Source organism: Actinomycetospora sp., assembly GCF_036497245.1.
GTDB lineage: Bacteria > Actinomycetota > Actinomycetes > Mycobacteriales > Pseudonocardiaceae > Actinomycetospora.
On the sequence record NZ_DASXJS010000128.1, the window covers coordinates 1 to 17,093 of the forward strand.

At 74.2% G+C, this 17,093-nt stretch carries 16 protein-coding genes; 15 read left to right on the top strand and 1 reads right to left on the bottom strand.

Annotated features, from left to right (window positions below):
* Positions 1-103 precede the first annotated feature (103 nt).
* From infB to dapB, 13 genes are all read left to right on the top strand, one after another.
* Positions 104-3,232, top strand: a complete 3,129-nt coding sequence (gene infB / locus VGI02_RS13125; protein WP_331627828.1) for a translation initiation factor IF-2 — start codon at positions 104-106, stop codon at positions 3,230-3,232.
* Between the two features lie 30 nt (positions 3,233-3,262).
* The gene (locus VGI02_RS13130; RefSeq protein WP_331627829.1) at positions 3,263-3,559 is read left to right on the top strand and encodes a DUF503 domain-containing protein; all 297 of its coding nucleotides are present in this window, start codon (positions 3,263-3,265) and stop codon (positions 3,557-3,559) included.
* Positions 3,560-3,606: 47 nt separating this feature from the next.
* Positions 3,607-4,143 (top strand): 30S ribosome-binding factor RbfA, encoded by a 537-nt coding sequence (gene rbfA / locus VGI02_RS13135; protein ID WP_331627831.1) that lies wholly within the window; start codon positions 3,607-3,609, stop codon positions 4,141-4,143.
* 61 nt (positions 4,144-4,204) lie between these two features.
* Positions 4,205-5,533, top strand: a complete 1,329-nt coding sequence (locus VGI02_RS13140) for an MATE family efflux transporter (protein WP_331627843.1) — start codon at positions 4,205-4,207, stop codon at positions 5,531-5,533.
* A 68-nt stretch (positions 5,534-5,601) separates the two neighbouring features.
* Positions 5,602-6,363 carry a 3-oxoacyl-ACP reductase FabG gene (gene fabG / locus VGI02_RS13145; protein WP_331627832.1) on the top strand — a complete coding sequence of 254 codons (762 nt, stop codon included), beginning with the start codon at positions 5,602-5,604 and terminating at the stop codon, positions 6,361-6,363.
* Positions 6,364-6,424: 61 nt separating this feature from the next.
* Positions 6,425-7,180, top strand: coding sequence for a hypothetical protein (locus VGI02_RS13150; protein ID WP_331627833.1), 756 nt, complete (start codon positions 6,425-6,427; stop codon positions 7,178-7,180).
* Positions 7,177-8,112 carry a tRNA pseudouridine(55) synthase TruB gene (gene truB / locus VGI02_RS13155; protein ID WP_331627834.1) on the top strand — a complete coding sequence of 312 codons (936 nt, stop codon included), beginning with the start codon at positions 7,177-7,179 and terminating at the stop codon, positions 8,110-8,112. The genes VGI02_RS13150 and truB overlap by 4 nt, the downstream gene beginning before the upstream one ends.
* A gap of 338 nt (positions 8,113-8,450) precedes the next feature.
* Positions 8,451-9,395, top strand: a complete 945-nt coding sequence (locus tag VGI02_RS13160; RefSeq protein ID WP_331627835.1) for a bifunctional riboflavin kinase/FAD synthetase — start codon at positions 8,451-8,453, stop codon at positions 9,393-9,395.
* Between the two features lie 17 nt (positions 9,396-9,412).
* Positions 9,413-9,943, top strand: a complete 531-nt coding sequence (locus VGI02_RS13165) for a 2'-5' RNA ligase family protein (protein ID WP_331627836.1) — start codon at positions 9,413-9,415, stop codon at positions 9,941-9,943.
* 161 nt (positions 9,944-10,104) lie between these two features.
* Positions 10,105-10,374, top strand: a complete 270-nt coding sequence (gene rpsO / locus VGI02_RS13170) for a 30S ribosomal protein S15 (protein ID WP_331627837.1) — start codon at positions 10,105-10,107, stop codon at positions 10,372-10,374.
* 309 nt (positions 10,375-10,683) lie between these two features.
* Positions 10,684-13,026, top strand: a complete 2,343-nt coding sequence (locus VGI02_RS13175; protein ID WP_331627838.1) for a polyribonucleotide nucleotidyltransferase — start codon at positions 10,684-10,686, stop codon at positions 13,024-13,026.
* 50 nt (positions 13,027-13,076) lie between these two features.
* Positions 13,077-14,393 carry a M16 family metallopeptidase gene (locus VGI02_RS13180; RefSeq protein ID WP_414638255.1) on the top strand — a complete coding sequence of 439 codons (1,317 nt, stop codon included), beginning with the start codon at positions 13,077-13,079 and terminating at the stop codon, positions 14,391-14,393.
* Between the two features lie 72 nt (positions 14,394-14,465).
* Entirely contained in the window at positions 14,466-15,245 is a 780-nt protein-coding gene (dapB, locus tag VGI02_RS13185; RefSeq protein ID WP_331627840.1) for a 4-hydroxy-tetrahydrodipicolinate reductase, read from the top strand.
* A 131-nt stretch (positions 15,246-15,376) separates the two neighbouring features.
* On the opposite strand, the gene VGI02_RS13190 is transcribed toward dapB, so the two are convergent.
* The gene (locus VGI02_RS13190; protein ID WP_331627841.1) at positions 15,377-15,967 is read right to left on the bottom strand and encodes a GNAT family N-acetyltransferase; all 591 of its coding nucleotides are present in this window, start codon (positions 15,965-15,967) and stop codon (positions 15,377-15,379) included.
* Between the two features lie 138 nt (positions 15,968-16,105).
* Between VGI02_RS13190 and VGI02_RS13195 the strand changes: the two genes are divergently transcribed.
* Together VGI02_RS13195 and VGI02_RS13200 are read left to right on the top strand one after the other, a co-directional pair.
* A complete protein-coding gene (locus VGI02_RS13195; RefSeq protein WP_331627842.1) occupies positions 16,106-16,597 on the top strand; it encodes a beta-class carbonic anhydrase in 492 nt (163 codons plus the stop codon).
* 32 nt (positions 16,598-16,629) lie between these two features.
* Positions 16,630-17,093: DNA glycosylase AlkZ-like family protein (locus VGI02_RS13200; RefSeq protein ID WP_414638254.1), on the top strand; the 464-nt coding region annotated here is incomplete at its 3' end.

Consider the following 17,093-nt stretch of genomic DNA (forward strand, 5'->3'; position numbering starts at 1 on the left):
AGGTCGACCCCCGATGAGCCAGCCGTGAAGCACTCGCGATGAGCGCGCAGGCGTAGGACACGAGGTCGCGGGCACGCCGCCGACCTCGAGAATGAGGAGATCAGTGGCAGGCAAGGCCCGGGTGCACGAGCTCGCGAAGGAGCTCGGCGTCACCAGCAAGCAGGTACTCACCCAGTTGGAATCCCTCGGGGAGTTCGTCAAGTCGGCGTCCTCGACCGTGGAGGCCCCCGTCGCGCGCAAGCTGCGCGACTCCATGAACGGCGGCGGTAACGGAGCGGGCGGCGCCCGCAAGACCCGTCCCGGTGCGCGTCCCGGCGGCTCCGGCAACGGCGGTGCCCCGGCATCCGGCGGTTCCGCGCCGGCGCCCGGCCCGCGTCCCGGTGGGCCCAAGCCCGGTCCCGCGGCCCCGGCCGCGCCCGCGGCTCCGGAGGCCCCCGCGGCCGCGGAGACTCCCGCGGCTCCGGAGGCCCCCGCGGCCTCGGCGTCCCCCGCGGACGCTCCGGAGGCCCCGGCGGCGCCGCGTCCCGACGCCGAGCGCCCGTCGTCCCCGGCCCAGGGCCAGGGACAGTCGCGCGACGAGGGCCGTTCCGGCCCGCGCCCGAGCGACGCCGAGCGTCCCGACCGCCAGCAGCCCCGCGGCATCCCGAAGCCGGGCGCCCAGCGTCCCGGCGGCGAGCGCGGCGGCGATCAGCGCCAGGGCGGCGGCCGTCCCGGCCAGGGCCGTCCGGGCCAGGGTGGTCAGGACGAGCGTCCGGCGGCAGCGTCGGCCGACGGCAGCACCGTCGCGCCGCGGTCCCAGGCCCCCAAGCCGGGGCCGAAGACGCCGCGCGTCGGCAACAACCCCTTCGGCGTCGGTTCCGGCGCCCCGCCCCGTCCGCAGGGCCAGCGCCCCGCCGGTGGCGGCGGCACCCCCGGTGGCGAGCGTCCGCCCCGTCCGCCGCGTGACGGCGAGGCCCCTGCGCCCCGCCCGCCGCGTGACGGCGAGCGTCCGGCCGCGAACGACCGGCCGCCGCGTCCCGGCGGCACGGGCGGCGCCCCGAGCCCGGGTGGCATGCCCCCGCGCCCGAACCCCGGCATGATGCCTGCCCGCCCGGCCGGTCCTCCCGGTCGCGGTGGACCCGGCGGTGGCCGTGGTCCCGGCGGTCCCGGTGGCCGTCCCGGCGGCCCCGGTGGCGGCGGCCGTCCCGGTGGCGGTGGCGGTGGCTTCCGTCCTGGTGGCGGCGGTGGACCCGGCGGCGGTGGCGGTGGCGCCCCGGCCGGCGGTTTCCGCGGGCGTCCCGGTGGCGGCGGTGGCCGCGGCCGTGGCGGCGGTGCCGCGGGTGCCTTCGGGCGTCCCGGCGGCCCGGCGCGTCGCGGTCGCAAGTCGAAGCGCCAGAAGCGTCAGGAATTCGACAACATGCAGGCGCCGTCGGTCGGCGGTGTCCGTCTGCCCAAGGGCAGGGGCGAGACCGTCCGGCTGCCCCGCGGCGCGTCGCTGACCGACTTCGCGGAGAAGATCGACGCGAACCCGGCATCGCTGGTCCAGGTGCTCTTCCACCTGGGCGAGATGGTCACGGCCACCCAGTCGGTGTCCGACGACATCCTCGAGCTGCTCGGCGGGGAGATGAACTACGACGTGCAGGTCGTGTCCCCCGAGGAGGAGGACCGCGAGCTGCTGGAGTCGTTCTCGCTCACCTACGGCTCCGACGACGGCGACGACGAGGACCTCGAGGCGCGCCCGCCGGTCGTCACGATCATGGGTCACGTCGACCACGGCAAGACGCGTCTTCTGGACACCATCCGGAAGACGAAGGTCGCCGAGGGCGAGGCCGGTGGCATCACGCAGCACATCGGCGCCTACCAGGTCGACACCGAGCTCGAGGGTGTCGAGCGGCAGATCACCTTCATCGACACCCCGGGTCACGAGGCGTTCACCGCCATGCGTGCCCGAGGCGCGAAGTCCACGGACATCGCGGTGATCGTGGTCGCGGCCGACGACGGCGTCATGCCCCAGACGGTGGAGGCGATCAACCACGCCCAGGCGGCCGACGTGCCGATCGTGGTCGCGGTGAACAAGATCGACAAGGAGGGGGCGAACCCCTCCAAGATCCGTCAGCAGCTCACCGAGTACAACCTCGTCGCCGAGGAGTTCGGTGGCGACACGATGTTCGTCGACATCTCGGCGCGCGAGAACATCAACATCAACGGGCTGCTCGATGCCGTCCTGCTCACCGCGGACGCGTCCCTGGACCTGCGGGCCAACCCCGACATGGAGGCCCAGGGCGTCGCGATCGAGGCTCACCTCGACCGCGGCCGCGGTCCCGTGGCGACGGTCCTGGTCCAGCGCGGCACGCTGCGCGTCGGCGACTCGGTGGTCGCGGGCGACGCCTCGGGCCGTGTCCGACGGATGCTCGACGAGTTCGGCGAGGACGTGAAGGAGGCGCTGCCCTCCCGCCCGGTGCAGGTCATCGGCTTCACGTCGGTGCCCGGCGCGGGCGACACCTTCCTCGTCGTCGACGAGGACCGGGTGGCCCGCCAGATCGCCGACCGGCGCCGCGCCCGCGAGCGCAACGCCGAGCTCGCCAGCCGCCGCAAGCGCATCTCGCTCGAGGATCTCGATGCCGCGCTGAAGGAGACCAACGAGCTCAACCTGATCATCAAGGGTGACAACTCGGGTACCGTCGAGGCCCTCGAGGACGCACTCACGAAGATCGACGTGGGCGAGGAGGTGCAGCTGCGCGTGCTGCACCGTGGCGTCGGTGCGATCACCGAGGGAGACATCAACCTCGCGATCGCGTCCAACGTCATCGTCATGGGCTTCAACGTCCGCGCGGAGGGCAAGGCCACCGAGCTGGCCAACCGCGAGGGCATCGACATCCGCTACTACTCGGTCATCTACGCCGCGATCGACGAGATCGAGCAGGCCCTCAAGGGCATGCTCAAGCCGATCTACGAGGAGGTCGAGCTCGGCACCGCGGAGGTGCGCGAGGTCTTCCGCTCCTCCAAGGTCGGTGCGATCGCCGGTTGCCTGGTCACCGAGGGGATCATCCGGCGCAACGCCAAGGCCCGGCTGGTCCGCGACGGTGCGGTGGTCGCCGAGAGCCTGACGATCTCGTCCCTGAAGCGGTTCAAGGACGACGCCACCGAGGTCCGCGACGGCTATGAGTGTGGTCTCACGCTCGGGTCGTTCAACGACGTCAAGACCGACGACAAGATCATGACCTACGAGATGCGGGAGAAGCCGCGCGAGTGACGGTCCCGATCCGGGTCCGGGGGCGCTGACGTGTACGTCGGCGCCCTCGAGCTCGACCTGCTGCTCGGCGACGTCGGGAGCATCAAGGAGAAGCGCTCCGTGGTGCGCCCGGTCGTCGCCGAGATCCAGCGGAAGTACGCGGTCTCGGTCTCCGAGGCCGGACATCTCGACCTCCACCGCCGCGCCCTGATCGGCGTGGCGGTGGTGGCCGCGGATGCCGGGCACGTCACCGACGTGCTCGACCACTGCGAGCGCCTGGTCAGCTCACACCCCGAGTTCCAGGTGCTCTCCGCGCGGACCCGATGGCTGGGCCCGCACGACGACTGACGACCCTCGCCGGCGAGCGCCGGTGGGCAGGAGGAAGGCCGCCGGAGATGACCGAGGCACCGCGGGCCCGACGGCTCGCCAAGCGCATCATCCAGATCGTCGCCTCGACGCTGGAGCACGAGGTGAAGGACCCGCGCCTGGCGATGGTCACCATCACCGACGCCCGGCTCACCGCAGACCTGCGGGAGGCGACGGTCTACTATACCGTCTACGGCGACGACAACGCCCGGCAGGCGAGCGCCATCGCGCTCGACAGCGCCAAGGGCGTCGTCCGCACCGCCGTCGGCCGCCAGACCGGAGTCCGCCACACCCCGTCGATCGACTTCGTCCCGGACGCCGTGCCCGAGGGTGCGGCGCGCATGGAGGAGCTCCTCGCCGGGGCCCGGGCCGCCGACGCCGAGGTGGCGTCGCACGCCGTCGGGGCGGACTACGCCGGCGAGGCCGACCCCTACCGCAAGCCGCGGGAGGACGACGATCTCGACGACGACGACCTCGACGAGGACCTCTCCGGGGACGGCGTCGCCGTGGACGCGGCCGGTGCCCGACCCCGGGACGAGGCCGCCCTCGGCGACCCGGCGCGGTGAGTCCCCGGGCGGTCGGGATCGACGGGGCCGTCGCGATACCGGCGGCCCCGCTGCCGTGAGCATGGGGGACGTCCTCGACGCCGGCCCCGTCCGGGTCCTGTCGCTGTCTGCGGCGGCCCTCGTCGTCCTCGTCGCCGAGCCGCTCTACCTGCTGGTCGACACCGCCGTCGTCGGGCGGCTCGGGGCGCTGTCGCTCGGTGCGCTCGCGGTCGGCGCGGTGGTGCTCGCCCAGGTGTCCTCGCTGGGCACCTTCCTCGCCTACGGGACGACGGCCCGGGCCGCCCGCGCGTTCGGCGCCGGCCACCGGGACCGCGCGATCGCCGAGGGCGTCGCCGCGACCTGGCTCGCGCTGCTCGCCGGGCTCGCCGTCGTCGTCGTGGGCCAGCTGATCGCGCGGCCGGTCGCCGAGGTGCTCGGCGACGGCGGGCCGCTGGCGGACCAGGCCGTCTCCTGGATGCGGATCGCGCTGTGCGGCGCACCGGGGATCCTCGTCGCGATGGCCGGCAACGGCTGGATGCGCGGCGTGCAGTCGACCCGGGCGCCGGTCGTCGTCGTGCTCGCCGGCAACGGGGCCTCCGCGCTGGTGTGCCCCTTCCTCGTGCACGGGGCGGGCTCGTGGGCGGGACTGGGCCTCGAGGGGTCGGCGATCGCCAACGTCGGCGCGCAGACCGTGGTGCTGCTGCTCTTCGGCGCGGCCCTGGTGCGCGAGGCCGTGGCGCTCCGGGTGCCGCTGCGTCCGGTGCCCGCCGACCTGCGGGCCCAGCTCGGCCTCGGGCGCGATCTCCTGCTGCGCAGCCTGGCGTTCCAGGCGTGCTTCCTCTCGGCGACCGCGGTCACCGCGCGGTTCGGGGCGGCGTCGGTCGCCGCGCACCAGGTCGTCCTGCAGCTGTGGGTGTTCATGTCGACGGTGCTCGACTCCCTCGCGATCGCCGCCCAGCAGCTCGTCGGGGCCGCGCTGGGTGCGTCGTCGCCGCCGGCGGCGCGGACGGTCACCGGCCGCGTGACGCGCTACGGGCTCGTCCTCGGCGTCGTCGCGGGTGTGGTGTTCGCCGCACTCGCCGGGGCGCTGCCCCGGGTGTTCACCTCAGACCCGACGGTGCTCGCGACCATCCCGGACGCGTGGTGGTTCTTCGTGGCCCTGCAGCCGGTCGCCGGGTTCGTGTTCGCCCTGGACGGGGTGCTCCTCGGGGCCGCCGACGCCGCCTTCCTGCGGCGCCTGACCCTCGGATCCGCCGTCGTGGGCTTCCTGCCGATGATCTGGCTGTCACTGGTGTTCGGGTGGGGCCTGGCCGGGGTGTGGGCCGGATTGTCGCTGTTCATGCTGGGTCGCGCGATCGGTGTCGGCGTGCGGGCGCGCGGCGATCGTTGGATGGTGCCCGGGGGCATCTGAGTCTCCGGCGCGAGCCCGGGGCAGGATGCCGCGGAGGATCACTTTCGGACCAGGAGGTCTCGCAGACCATGACCGCTCCCAGTTCCCGCGTCGCCGTCGTCACGGGTGCCGCCCGCGGGCTCGGCGCCGCCACCGCGTCGCGCCTGGCCGCCGACGGGATGGCCGTCGCCGTCATCGACCTCGAGGAGAGCGCGGCCAAGGGCACCGCCGACGCGATCACCCAGGCCGGTGGCCGGGCGATCGCGGTCGGCGCCGACGTGGCCGACGCCGCGGCGGTCGACGCCGCGGTGGAGCGGGTCGTCGCCGAGCTGGGCCCGCCGACGGTGCTGGTCAACAACGCCGGGATCACCCGCGACAACCTGCTGTTCAAGATGACCGAGAACGACTGGGACTCGGTGATGGGCGTGCACCTGCGCGGCTCGTTCCTGATGACCAAGGCCTGCCAGGGCCACATGGTCGCCGCGCAGTGGGGCCGCATCGTGAACCTGTCCTCGACCTCGGCGCTGGGCAACCGCGGGCAGGTGAACTACTCGGCGGCCAAGGCGGGCCTGCAGGGCTTCACCAAGACGCTGGCGATCGAGCTGGGCCGGTTCGGGATCACCGCGAACTGCGTGGCGCCCGGGTTCATCGCCTCGGAGATGACCAAGGCGACCGCGGAGCGGCTCGGGCAGGACTGGGACGAGTTCGTGGCCATGCGGGCCAAGGAGATCCCGGTGCAGCGCGCGGGGCAGCCCGACGACATCGCCAACATGGTCGCGTTCTTCGCCGGCGAGGCGGCCGGGTTCGTCTCCGGCCAGGTCATCTACGTCGCCGGCGGCCCCAAGACCTGATCCGGCCCGGGCCGTCCCGCCCGGGGCCACGCTGTCGGGGGTCCGTGCTCTGATCCCGACCGTGAGCGGGACGTGGGACGGCGGCGACGGTGGTGGGGACGGTCCGGCCCTCGCGTGGCTGCGCGGGGTGCGGGACCGGTGGAGTGCGGTCGGGGTCCTCGCGCTGCTGGAGGACGCCGTCGCGCAGGTGTGGGAGCGCAACGTCGCCCGGCACGATCCCGAGGTCGCCGGTGACACACCGGTGACGCTCGGGATCACCTCGTCGGAGAACCTGCGCACCGTGCTGCTGCGCGCCGCACCGCAGTGGGAGCCGCGGGGCGTGCTCGTCGGCGCCCCGTGGAACTCCGTGGCCGTCGCGCACGACGGTGTGGTGCTGCACCTGATGAAGGCGCCGGACGGGTCGGGGAGCCGCCCGGACTTCGCGACGCTGCGCTGGGTCGGCGAGATCCGCGGGGCCGCGGCGGTCGCCAACGGGCTCGACTACGTCCCGTCCCCGGACGACCGCACGGGTCAGCTCTGGTTCGACGGATTCGGGCTGCCGCCGCGGGAGTCCCCCGAGGACGCGCGGGTCGGGCTGCGGCACGTCGTGCTGGTGTGGACCGGGGACCCGGCGTCGGCCACCACGGCGGGCTGGCTCGCCGTGCCCTGGGAGCACCACACCGGGCCGACCTGGCTGGCCGCCCTGCCGGTCTGGGTCCACGGGCCGGACGAGGTCCCGGCGCCCCGGCGGGTCCCCGCGATCTCGATCTCCTTCGACCAGGTGGCTTCGCCTCGTGAACGGGGCGGAGCCCACCTCGGGCATGATGCCCGGCGATGAACGCGCGATCGTCCGGCCGACCCCGCCGCGAGCCCCCGCCGCCCGGCCTGCTCGTGGTCGACAAGCCGGCCGGATGGACCTCCCACGACGTCGTGGGCAAGGTCCGCGGGCTCGTCGGCACCCGCAAGGTCGGGCACGCCGGCACGCTCGACCCGATGGCGACCGGCGTCCTCGTCCTGGGCGTCGAGCGGGCCACCAAGCTCCTCGGGCACCTGGCGCTCGACACCAAGACCTACGTCGCCACGATCCGGCTCGGCGTCGAGACCTCCACCGACGACGCCGAGGGTGAGCCGACCAGCACGGCGGACGCGGAGGCCGTGACCGACGCCGCCGTCGCGGACGGCATCGCCGCCCTGACCGGGGACATCGCGCAGGTCCCGAGCACCGTCTCCGCGATCAAGGTAGACGGGAAGCGGGCCTACGAGCGGGTCCGGGCGGGGGAGGAGGTCACCCTCGAGGCGCGGCCCGTGCACGTGGCCCGCTTCGACGTCCTCGCCACCCGCCGGGAGGGCGCGACGCTCGACCTCGACGTCGTCGTCGACTGCACCTCGGGGACCTACGTGCGCGCCCTCGCCCGCGACCTCGGCCGCGGTCTCGGGGTCGGCGGGCACCTCACCGCGCTGCGTCGGACCCGCGTCGGGCCGTTCACCCTGGCCCATGCGCGGGACCTGGCCACCCTGGGGGCCGAGGCCGACGGTGAGGCGGGCCGGGCGAGCCTGTCGCTGGACCTCGACGCGGCGACCGCCACCGCCTTCCCGCGCCGCGACGTCGACGCCGCGGGTGCCGACGACCTCGCCCACGGCCGCCCGCTGCCCGGCGGCGGCACGGACCTGACCACCGCGGTCTTCGGCCCGGACGGGCACGTCATCGGGCTCGTCGCCGACGACGACGGCCGGGCGCGGCCGGTACTCGTCCTGGCCCCGGCCGGCTGACGCCCACCCCGCCGCGCCTCCCGCCGCGAGGGGCACATGGCACAGGTTGCGGGCGCGGTGAGCCTGCCTGGTGTGCTTCTCGTGGTGGCCTGACCGCACCTCGCGGCGACGAGGGGCACGTCGCGCAGGTCGTGGGCGCGGGAAAGATGCGTGCCGTGCCCCTCGCGCCGGCGGGCGCGAGCCTGAGGGGCGGGCCCGCGGCGGCGTCGAGACCGTGACGGGTGCCCCGTCGCGCGCGGCCGCCCGCCGGGACGGCCGTACGCTGGCCCCCGACCCGCCGTCGCCCCGCCCGCGGCGGCAGACCCGACCACGTCGACCCGTTCCCGGAGGCCCGAGCAGTGCAACGCTGGCGCGGTCGTGACGGCGTCCCCCCGGGCTGGGGGCGCTGCGTGGTCACCATCGGCGTGTTCGACGGCGTGCACCGCGGCCACCAGCAGCTCATCGGGTTCGCGGTGGAGCGGGCCCGCGAGCTCGGGGTGCCGACCACGCTCATCACGTTCGACCCGCATCCCAGCGAGGTCCTGCGCCCCGGCTCGCACCCGGCGCAGCTCACGACCCTGACCCGGCGGGCCGAGCTGGTCGCCGAGCTCGGCGTCGACGCCTTCTGGGTCCTGCCGTTCACCACGGACTTCGCGCACGTCGCGCCGGACGAGTTCGTCCACGAGCTGCTGGTCGACCGGCTGCACGCCTCGGCCGTCGTCGTGGGGCGCAACTTCACCTACGGCTACAAGGCCGCGGGCGACGTCGACGAGCTCGAGCGGCTGGGGCAGCGCTTCGGGTTCGAGGCGATCGGGCTCGACCTCGTCGCCGACGGCGACCGGGGCCGCACCGTGACGTTCTCGTCCACCTACATCCGGAGCTCGATCGCGGCGGGCGACGTGGAGGCCGCGGCGGACGCGCTCGGACGTCCCCACCGCGTCGAGGGTGTCGTCGTCCGGGGCGACCAGCGGGGCCGTGAGCTCGGCTACCCGACGGCGAACGTCGCCGCGACCGAGCACGCCGCGATCCCGGCCGACGGGGTGTACGCGGGGTGGTTCGTGCGGGACGGGGAGCGCCTCCCAGCGGCGGTCTCGGTCGGCACCAACCCCACGTTCTCCGGTCAGGTCCGCACCGTCGAGGCCTTCGTCCTCGACCACTCCGAGGACTTCTACGGGCAGCGGGTCGCCGTGGACTTCGTCGGGCGGGTGCGCGGCATGGCCCGGTTCGACTCGATCGACGAGCTCATCGTCGCCATGGACGGCGACGTGGCGACGACGCGCGGGCTGCTCGGCCTGACGGGCTGAGACGGCCCGGTCCCGTCGTGCGCCTGTTCGTCGCCGTCGTGCCCGACGCGGCCGTGACGGCGGCGATCGACGCGCTGCTGCCGCCTGCGCTGACGGGCACCGGGTGGCGCGCCGTGGCGCCCGGGCGCAGGCACGTGACGCTGCGGTTCCTCGCCGACGCCGATCCCGCGGTCACCGCCGCGGCGCTGCGGCGGGACCTCGCCGGAGCGCCCGCGCCGAGGCTGCGCACGACGGGGGCGGGAGTCTTCGGGACGGCGCTGTGGCTCGGGGTGCGGGTGGCGGACCCCGCCGGGTGGGAGGCGCTGCTGCGGGCGGTCGGCACCGATCCCGGTGAGCACGTCGCCCACCTGACGGTGGCCCGCGGCCGGGACGGCGACGTCCCGGAGACCCTCGCCGGGCACCGGGGGCCCGCGTGGGCCCCGGGGGAGGTGCTGCTGGTCGCGAGCGGGACCCCGTACCGCGTCGTCGACGAGTTCCCGCTGGTGGGCGGGGGTGCCCGACCGGGCGACGGGGCGGGTGGCGACGGGACCGTCGGACCCCCCGCGTAGACTGGTTGTCGATCCGGCTGCGGTCCGTGGCGGCCGGACGCGCGGGGCGGGCGCCGAGGCGGCGCACCGGGTTCCCGACGCACCGTCACACGGCACCGGACGTGCGGCCGAGAGCCGCGCGGACGGGTACGAATCCCCGAACACCGAGGAGCACCACCGACGTGGCCCTGACCACCGATCAGAAGAAGTCGATCCTCGCCGACTACGGCGTGCACACCACCGACACGGGCTCGCCCGAGGCGCAGGTGGCGCTGCTGACGCAGCGGATCATCCAGCTCACCGAGCACCTGAAGATGCTCAAGCACGACCACCACTCCCGCCGCGGCCTGCTGCTGCTGGTGGGACGCCGCCGCCGGCTGCTGAAGTACGTGGCCTCGGTGGACATCTCGCGCTACCGGTCGCTCATCGAGCGGTTGGGCCTGCGCCGCTGACTCCCCGGGCCGCCCGCGTCGACGACGCGGGCGGCCCGATCTCGTTTCACGACCCACATCCGAATCACGACGAGCCCCGCCACCGCATCAGCCGGTGGCGACCGATCCGACCCGGTCCTCGGTAGTGGCTCCCGGACCCGGCGCCCGCGCAAGGCGGCCCGCACACCGGGGGCTTCGATCGAAGACCGGTCACGTCGGCCGTCCGCGGTGGCCCCCGACTCGCGGGGGCACGCGGCGGCGGGGTCTCTCCCGAGGCCGGGCCGGAGCGTCCGCTCCGCCCGGTCAGCAGACCAGGAGGAATCCCCACCCATGGCGAACTCCGCCTCCCCGGCCGCCGTCGACACCGAGACCGGCGTCCACGAGACCACCGCGGTCCTCGACAACGGTGCCCACGGCACCCGCACCATCCGCTTCGAGTCCGGCAGGCTCGCCCGCCAGGCCGCGGGCGCCGTCGTCGCCTATCTCGACGAGGAGACGATGCTCCTCTCGGCGACGACCGCCTCGAAGCGCCCGAAGGACAACTTCGACTTCTTCCCGCTCACCGTCGACGTCGAGGAGCGGATGTACGCGGCCGGGCGCATCCCCGGCTCGTTCTTCCGCCGCGAGGGCCGCCCCTCGACCGACGCGATCCTCACCTGCCGGCTGATCGACCGTCCGCTGCGCCCGACCTTCGTGTCGAACCTGCGCAACGAGGTCCAGGTCGTCATCACGGTGCAGAGCCTGCACCCGAACGACCCCTACGACGTGCTGGCCATCAACGCCGCGTCGGCCTCCACCCAGATCTCCGGGCTGCCCTTCGACGGCCCGGTGGGCGCCACGCGCATGGCCCTCATCAGCCAGGAGGGTGGTCAGGGGAGCCAGTGGGTCGCCTTCCCGACCTGGGAGCAGCTCGAGCACGCCGTGTTCGACATGGTGATCGCGGGCTCGATCACCTCCGACGGGTCCGACGTCGCGATCTCCATGGTCGAGGCCGAGGCCACCGACAAGGTCCTCGCGCTCGTCGCCGGCGGCGCCCAGGCGCCGACTGAGGAGGTCGTGGCCCAGGGCATGGAGGCGGCGAAGCCGTTCCTGCGCACCCTGTGCGAGGCCCAGAAGAACCTCTACACGTCGCTCGGCGTCACCACGAAGGACTACCCGACCTTCCCGCCGTACCAGGCCGACGTGCTCTCCGCGGTCACCTCGACGGCCGGCGACGAGCTCGCCCGGACGCTGACCATCGCGGGCAAGCACGAGCGCGACGACGCCCAGGACGCCCTCAAGGACCGCCTGGTCACCGAGCTGAGCCCGAAGTTCGAGGGCCGTGAGAAGGAGATCGGCGAGGCGTTCCGCTCGCTGACCAAGTCCACGGTCCGCCAGAAGATCCTCTCCGACGGCTTCCGCATCGACGGCCGCGGCGTCACCGACATCCGGCCGCTGGCCGCCGAGGTCGAGGTCATCCCGCGGGCGCACGGCTCGGCGCTGTTCGAGCGCGGCGAGACCCAGATCCTCGGCGTCACCACGCTGAACATGCTCCGTCTCGAGCAGAACATCGACTCGCTCGGCCCGGAGACCACCAAGCGCTACATGCACCACTACAACTTCCCGCCGTTCTCCACCGGCGAGACCGGCCGCGTGGGCTCGCCCAAGCGCCGCGAGATCGGCCACGGTGCGCTCGCCGAGCGGGCGCTGGTGCCGGTGCTGCCCACCCGCGAGGAGTTCCCCTACGCGATCCGGCAGGTCTCGGAGGCCCTGAGCTCCAACGGCTCGACGTCGATGGGGTCGGTCTGTGCCTCGACGATGTCGCTGTTCAACGCCGGCGTGCCGCTCAAGGCGCCGGTCGCGGGCATCGCGATGGGCCTCGTCTCCGGCGAGGTCGACGGCAAGGAGACGTTCGTCGCGCTGACGGACATCCTCGGCGCCGAGGACGCGTTCGGCGACATGGACTTCAAGGTCGCGGGCACCAAGGATCTGGTCACGGCGCTGCAGCTGGACACCAAGCTCGAGGGGATCCCCTCCGAGGTCCTGGGCAAGGCGCTCACGCAGGCCAAGGGCGCCCGTCTCGCGATCCTCGACGTCATGGCCGAGGCCATCGACGAGCCCGACGAGATGAGCGACTACGCGCCGCGCATCACCACGGTGAAGGTCCCGACGGACAAGATCGGCGAGGTCATCGGCCCGAAGGGCAAGATGATCAACTCGATCACCGAGCAGACCGGCGCCGACATCTCCATCGAGGACGACGGCACGATCTACGTCGGTGCGGCGGACGGGCCCAGCGCCCAGGCCGCGGTCGACATGATCAACGCCATCGCCAACCCGCAGATGCCGAAGATCGGCGAGCGCTACCTGGGCACCGTGGTCAAGACCGCGGCGTTCGGCGCCTTCGTCTCGCTGGTGCCGGGCCGCGACGGCCTCGTGCACATCTCGAAGCTCGGCGGTGGCAAGCGCATCGGGAAGGTGGAGGACGTCGCGAACGTCGGCGACAAGCTCCGCGTCGAGATCACCGACATCGACAACCGCGGCAAGATCAGCCTCGTCCCGGTCAAGGAGGACGACGCCGCCGACACCTCGGGCGACGGCGAGTCGGCCCCCGAGGCCGCCGAGACCGACGCCGCGGCGGACGAGGCCCCCTCGGGTGCCATCACCGGCGCCATCGGCGGAGGCAGCTCCTGACCTCCACGGCGCGCCCGGTCACCGGAGACGCAGCGGAGCGGAGCTCGTCCATCCACACCGAGCACCCGGCCCCCGGGGTGGCACGCACCGTGCTGCCCGGGGGGCTGCGGGTCGTCACCGAGCACGTGGCGGGGGCCCGTTCGGCGTCGGTCGGCCTGTGGGTCGACGTCGGCTCCCGCGACGAGCCGGGCTTCGACCCGGCCTCGCGCGGCGCGGCGCACTTCCTCGAGCACCTGCTGTTCAAGGGGACCCGGCGCCGGTCCGCGCGGCAGATCGCCGAGGAGATCGACGCGGTCGGCGGCGACCTCAACGCGTTCACCACCAAGGAGCACACGTGCTTCTACGCGCATGTGCTCGACAGCGACATGCCGCTCGCAGTCGACGTCGTGTGCGACGTGGTGCTCGACGGCGTGATGGCCGCCGAGGACGTCGCGCTCGAGCGTGACGTCGTGCTCTCCGAGATCGCGGGCCGGGACGACGACCCGGAGGATCTGCTCGCGGACGACTTCGACGGCCTCCTGCTCGGCGACCACCCCCTGGGCGGCCCGGTGGTGGGCTCGGAGGAGTCGGTCGCCGAGATGACCCCCGAGGTCCTTGCGCGGTTCCACGCCGCGCACTACGTCCCGTCGCGGTCGGTGCTCGCGGTGGCCGGGAACGTCACCCACGCCGCGGTGCTCGACGCCGTGACCGCCGGGTTCGGCGATCGGCTCTCCTCCGGTGCGGGCTCGTGGGCCCGGCCCGGCGGAGCCGTGTCGCCGCCGGTCCCGGGCGACCGCCTCGCCGTCCGGGAGGACGACACCGAGCAGGCCCACCTGATGCTCGGCGTGCCCTCCGTCCGGCGCAACGACCCGCGCTGGGAGGCGCAGCTCGTGCTGTCCACCGTGCTCGGCGGCGGCACCAGCTCGCGGCTCTTCCAGGAGGTCCGCGAGCGTCGCGGACTGGCGTACGCGGTGTACTCGTCCACCGTCGGCTACTCCGACCTCGGCGTGCTCTCGGTGTACGTCGGCTGCGCGCCGGAGCGGCTGGGCACGGCGGCCGGCGTGCTGCGGACCCAGCTCGCCGATCTCGCCCGCGGCGGGGTCACCGACGCCGAGCTCGTCCGCGCCCGCGGTCAGCTGCGCGGTGAGTACGTGCTCGGCCTCGAGGACACCTCGTCCCGGATGAGCTGGCTGGGCCGTCGGGAGCTCGACGGCCGGGGCAGTTCCCTGGACCTCGCCGACTGCCTCGCCCGCATCGACGCGGTGAGCCGGGCCGACGTCGCGGACGTGGCCGCGGACCTGTTCTCCACGCCGGTGACCGCGGCCGTGGTCGGGCCCTACGCTGACGCCGACGATCTCCCCGACGAGCTGCGCGAGGTGGCCGGATGAGCACGGGACACGGAGCGAAGCGGAGCTGGACCCAGTGAGCACGGGACACGGAGCGAAGCGGAGCTGGACCCAGTGAGTGATGCGGACCCGCTGATCGACGACGAACCGGTCCGGGTCGGCGTACTCGGGGCTCGCGGTCGCATGGGTGCCGAGGTGTGCCGCGCCGTCGAGGGCGCGGAGGATCTCGACCTGGTGGCCATGGTGGACGAGGGCGATTGGCTGTTCTCGCTCGCCGACGCCGACACCCAGGTCGCGGTCGACTTCACCCACCCCTCGACCGTCGCCGAGAACATCCGGTTCTGCATCGACCAGAACATCCACTGCGTCGTCGGGACCAGTGGCATCACGCCCGAGATGCTGGGGACGATCCGGGGCTGGCTCGAGCCCAAGCCCGAGCTCGGCGTGATGATCGTGCCGAACTTCGGGATCGGCGCGGTGCTCTCGATGCGGTTCGCGGCGCAGGCGGCGAAGTTCTTCGACTCGGTCGAGATCGTCGAGATGCACCACCCGAACAAGGCCGACGCCCCGTCGGGGACGGCCACTCGCACCGCGCAGATGGTCGCCGAGTCCCGTGCGTCCGCCGGGGTGGGGCCGAGCCCGGACGCCACGACGCACGATCCCGACCACGCCCGCGGCGCCGTCGTCGACGGAGTGCACGTGCACGCGGTCCGGATGACCGGCCTCGTCGCCCATCAGCAGGTGATGCTCGGGACGGCGGGGGAGACGCTGGTGATCCGGCACGACTCGCTCGACCGCGCGTCGTTCATGCCCGGCGTGCTGCTCGCCGTCCGCTCGGTGGCCTCGCGCCCCGGTCTGACGGTGGGCCTGGAGTCGGTGCTCGAGCTCGACTGACGCGGTCGAGGGTGGCCGTCGGCGGGGCTCGTCGGCTCCGGCGCCGGCCGCCTTCCCCACCCGAACGAACGACTCGTTCGTGCACATAGAAGCCACGAACGGGTCGTTCGTTCGTCGCGGGGTGCCGCCGATCAGAGCAGCGGCAGGCCCAGATCCGCCGCGCTCGGCTCCGGGGCGAACTCCAGGTCCAGCGGCCCGCCGAGGCGCACCTCGCGCAGCGGCCGCCCGCCCGCGTCGAGGGTGCGCACCGTCCCGTCCGGGTCCCACCCGGCGCGGCCGTAGAACGCCCGCGAGGAGGCGTCGCGCTCGGGCACCCAGGTGATCCCGCGCGTGGCGCCGCCGGAGCCCAGCGCCTCCGCCGCGGTCACGAGCAGCCGGCCGCCGTGCCCGCGCCGTCCCCACCGCGGCGCGACGAGCAGCGTCGCGACCAGCCCCACCGCAGCGGCGTCGTCGGGGACCTCGCCCACCGCGTCCGCCACGTCCTCCTCCGGCGCGGGCCCGGCGAGACAGAACCCGACGACCTCGGACCCCTCGGTGGCCACCCAGAGCCCGGGCCCGGCGGCCGCGCGCTCCCAGGCCGCGCTCACCGCCTCGTCGTCGAACCCCTCGGTGATCCCGGCGGGCAGGAAGTCCGCCCAGGCGGTCGTCCACACCTCGCGCTGCACGACGGTGACGGCGGGGGCGTCGTCGGGGACGGCGGGGCGGACGAGGGCGATCGCCATGGCGCGAGGGTGGCACGGACGGTGTCGTCCGCGTCACGGTGGGCAGTGATCGAGACGGGCATCCGACACGATCCGGACCACCCTGGGCGGTGGATGCCCGACGATCCGCCCTGCTGCCCCCGATCGCGAGGAGCCCTGTTGTCCGTCATCGACGAACTCGTCGCCGCGAACGAGTCCTACGCCCGGTCGTTCTCCGGCGGGGGCCTGCCCGGCCCGCCGTCGCGCCACGTCGCCGTGGTCGCCTGCATGGACGCCCGGCTCGACGTCTACCGCGTCCTCGGTCTCGGCGACGGCGAGGCGCACGTCATCCGCAACGCGGGCGGCGTCGTCACCGACGACGTCCTGCGCTCGCTGACGATCAGCCAGCGCAAGCTGGGGACCACCGAGATCGTGCTCGTGCACCACACGAAGTGCGGGATGGCCACCTTCGCCGACGACGACTTCGTGGCCGAGCTCGAGTCCGTCGCCGGGCAGCGCCCGGCCTGGGCGCCCGGGGCCTTCGCCGACACCGAGCAGGACGTCCGCGACTCGCTCGCCGCCGTCCGCGGGTGCCCCTTCCTGCGCCACACCGACGCGGCCCGGGGCTTCGTCTACGACGTCGACGCGGGCACGCTGACCGAGGTCGTCTGAGGCTGTCGGACGGTGGTGGCACGATCCGGCGCGTGGGAGATCACGGGGTGCCCCCGGAGCGGATGACGGCGGCCGCGGCCCGGCGGGCGGCGCTCGCCGCGCAGGGGCTGGGCGCGCCCGCCCGGGCGACGCCGCCGGACCGCGGTGCCCTCAAGCGGCTCGTGCGCCGCCTGGGGCTGCTGCAGCTGGACTCGGTGAACGTCGCCGTCCGGGCGCACTACGCGCCGCCGTTCGCCCGTCTCGGCGCGTACGACCGGGAGGTGCTCGACGCGCTGGCCTGGCCCCTGACGGGCGCCGACCGCCGCCGTCGCGCGTTCGTGGAGTTCTGGGCCCACGAGGCGAGCCTCGTGCCGGTCGAGGACTGGCCGTTGCTGCGCTGGCGCATGGCCGACAACGCCAAGCGCACCAGTCGGTGGCTGGGGGACGCGATGGACAACCGGCCGGACGTCCTCGACGCGGTGCACGACGCCGTCGCGGCGCACGGTCCGCTCGAGGC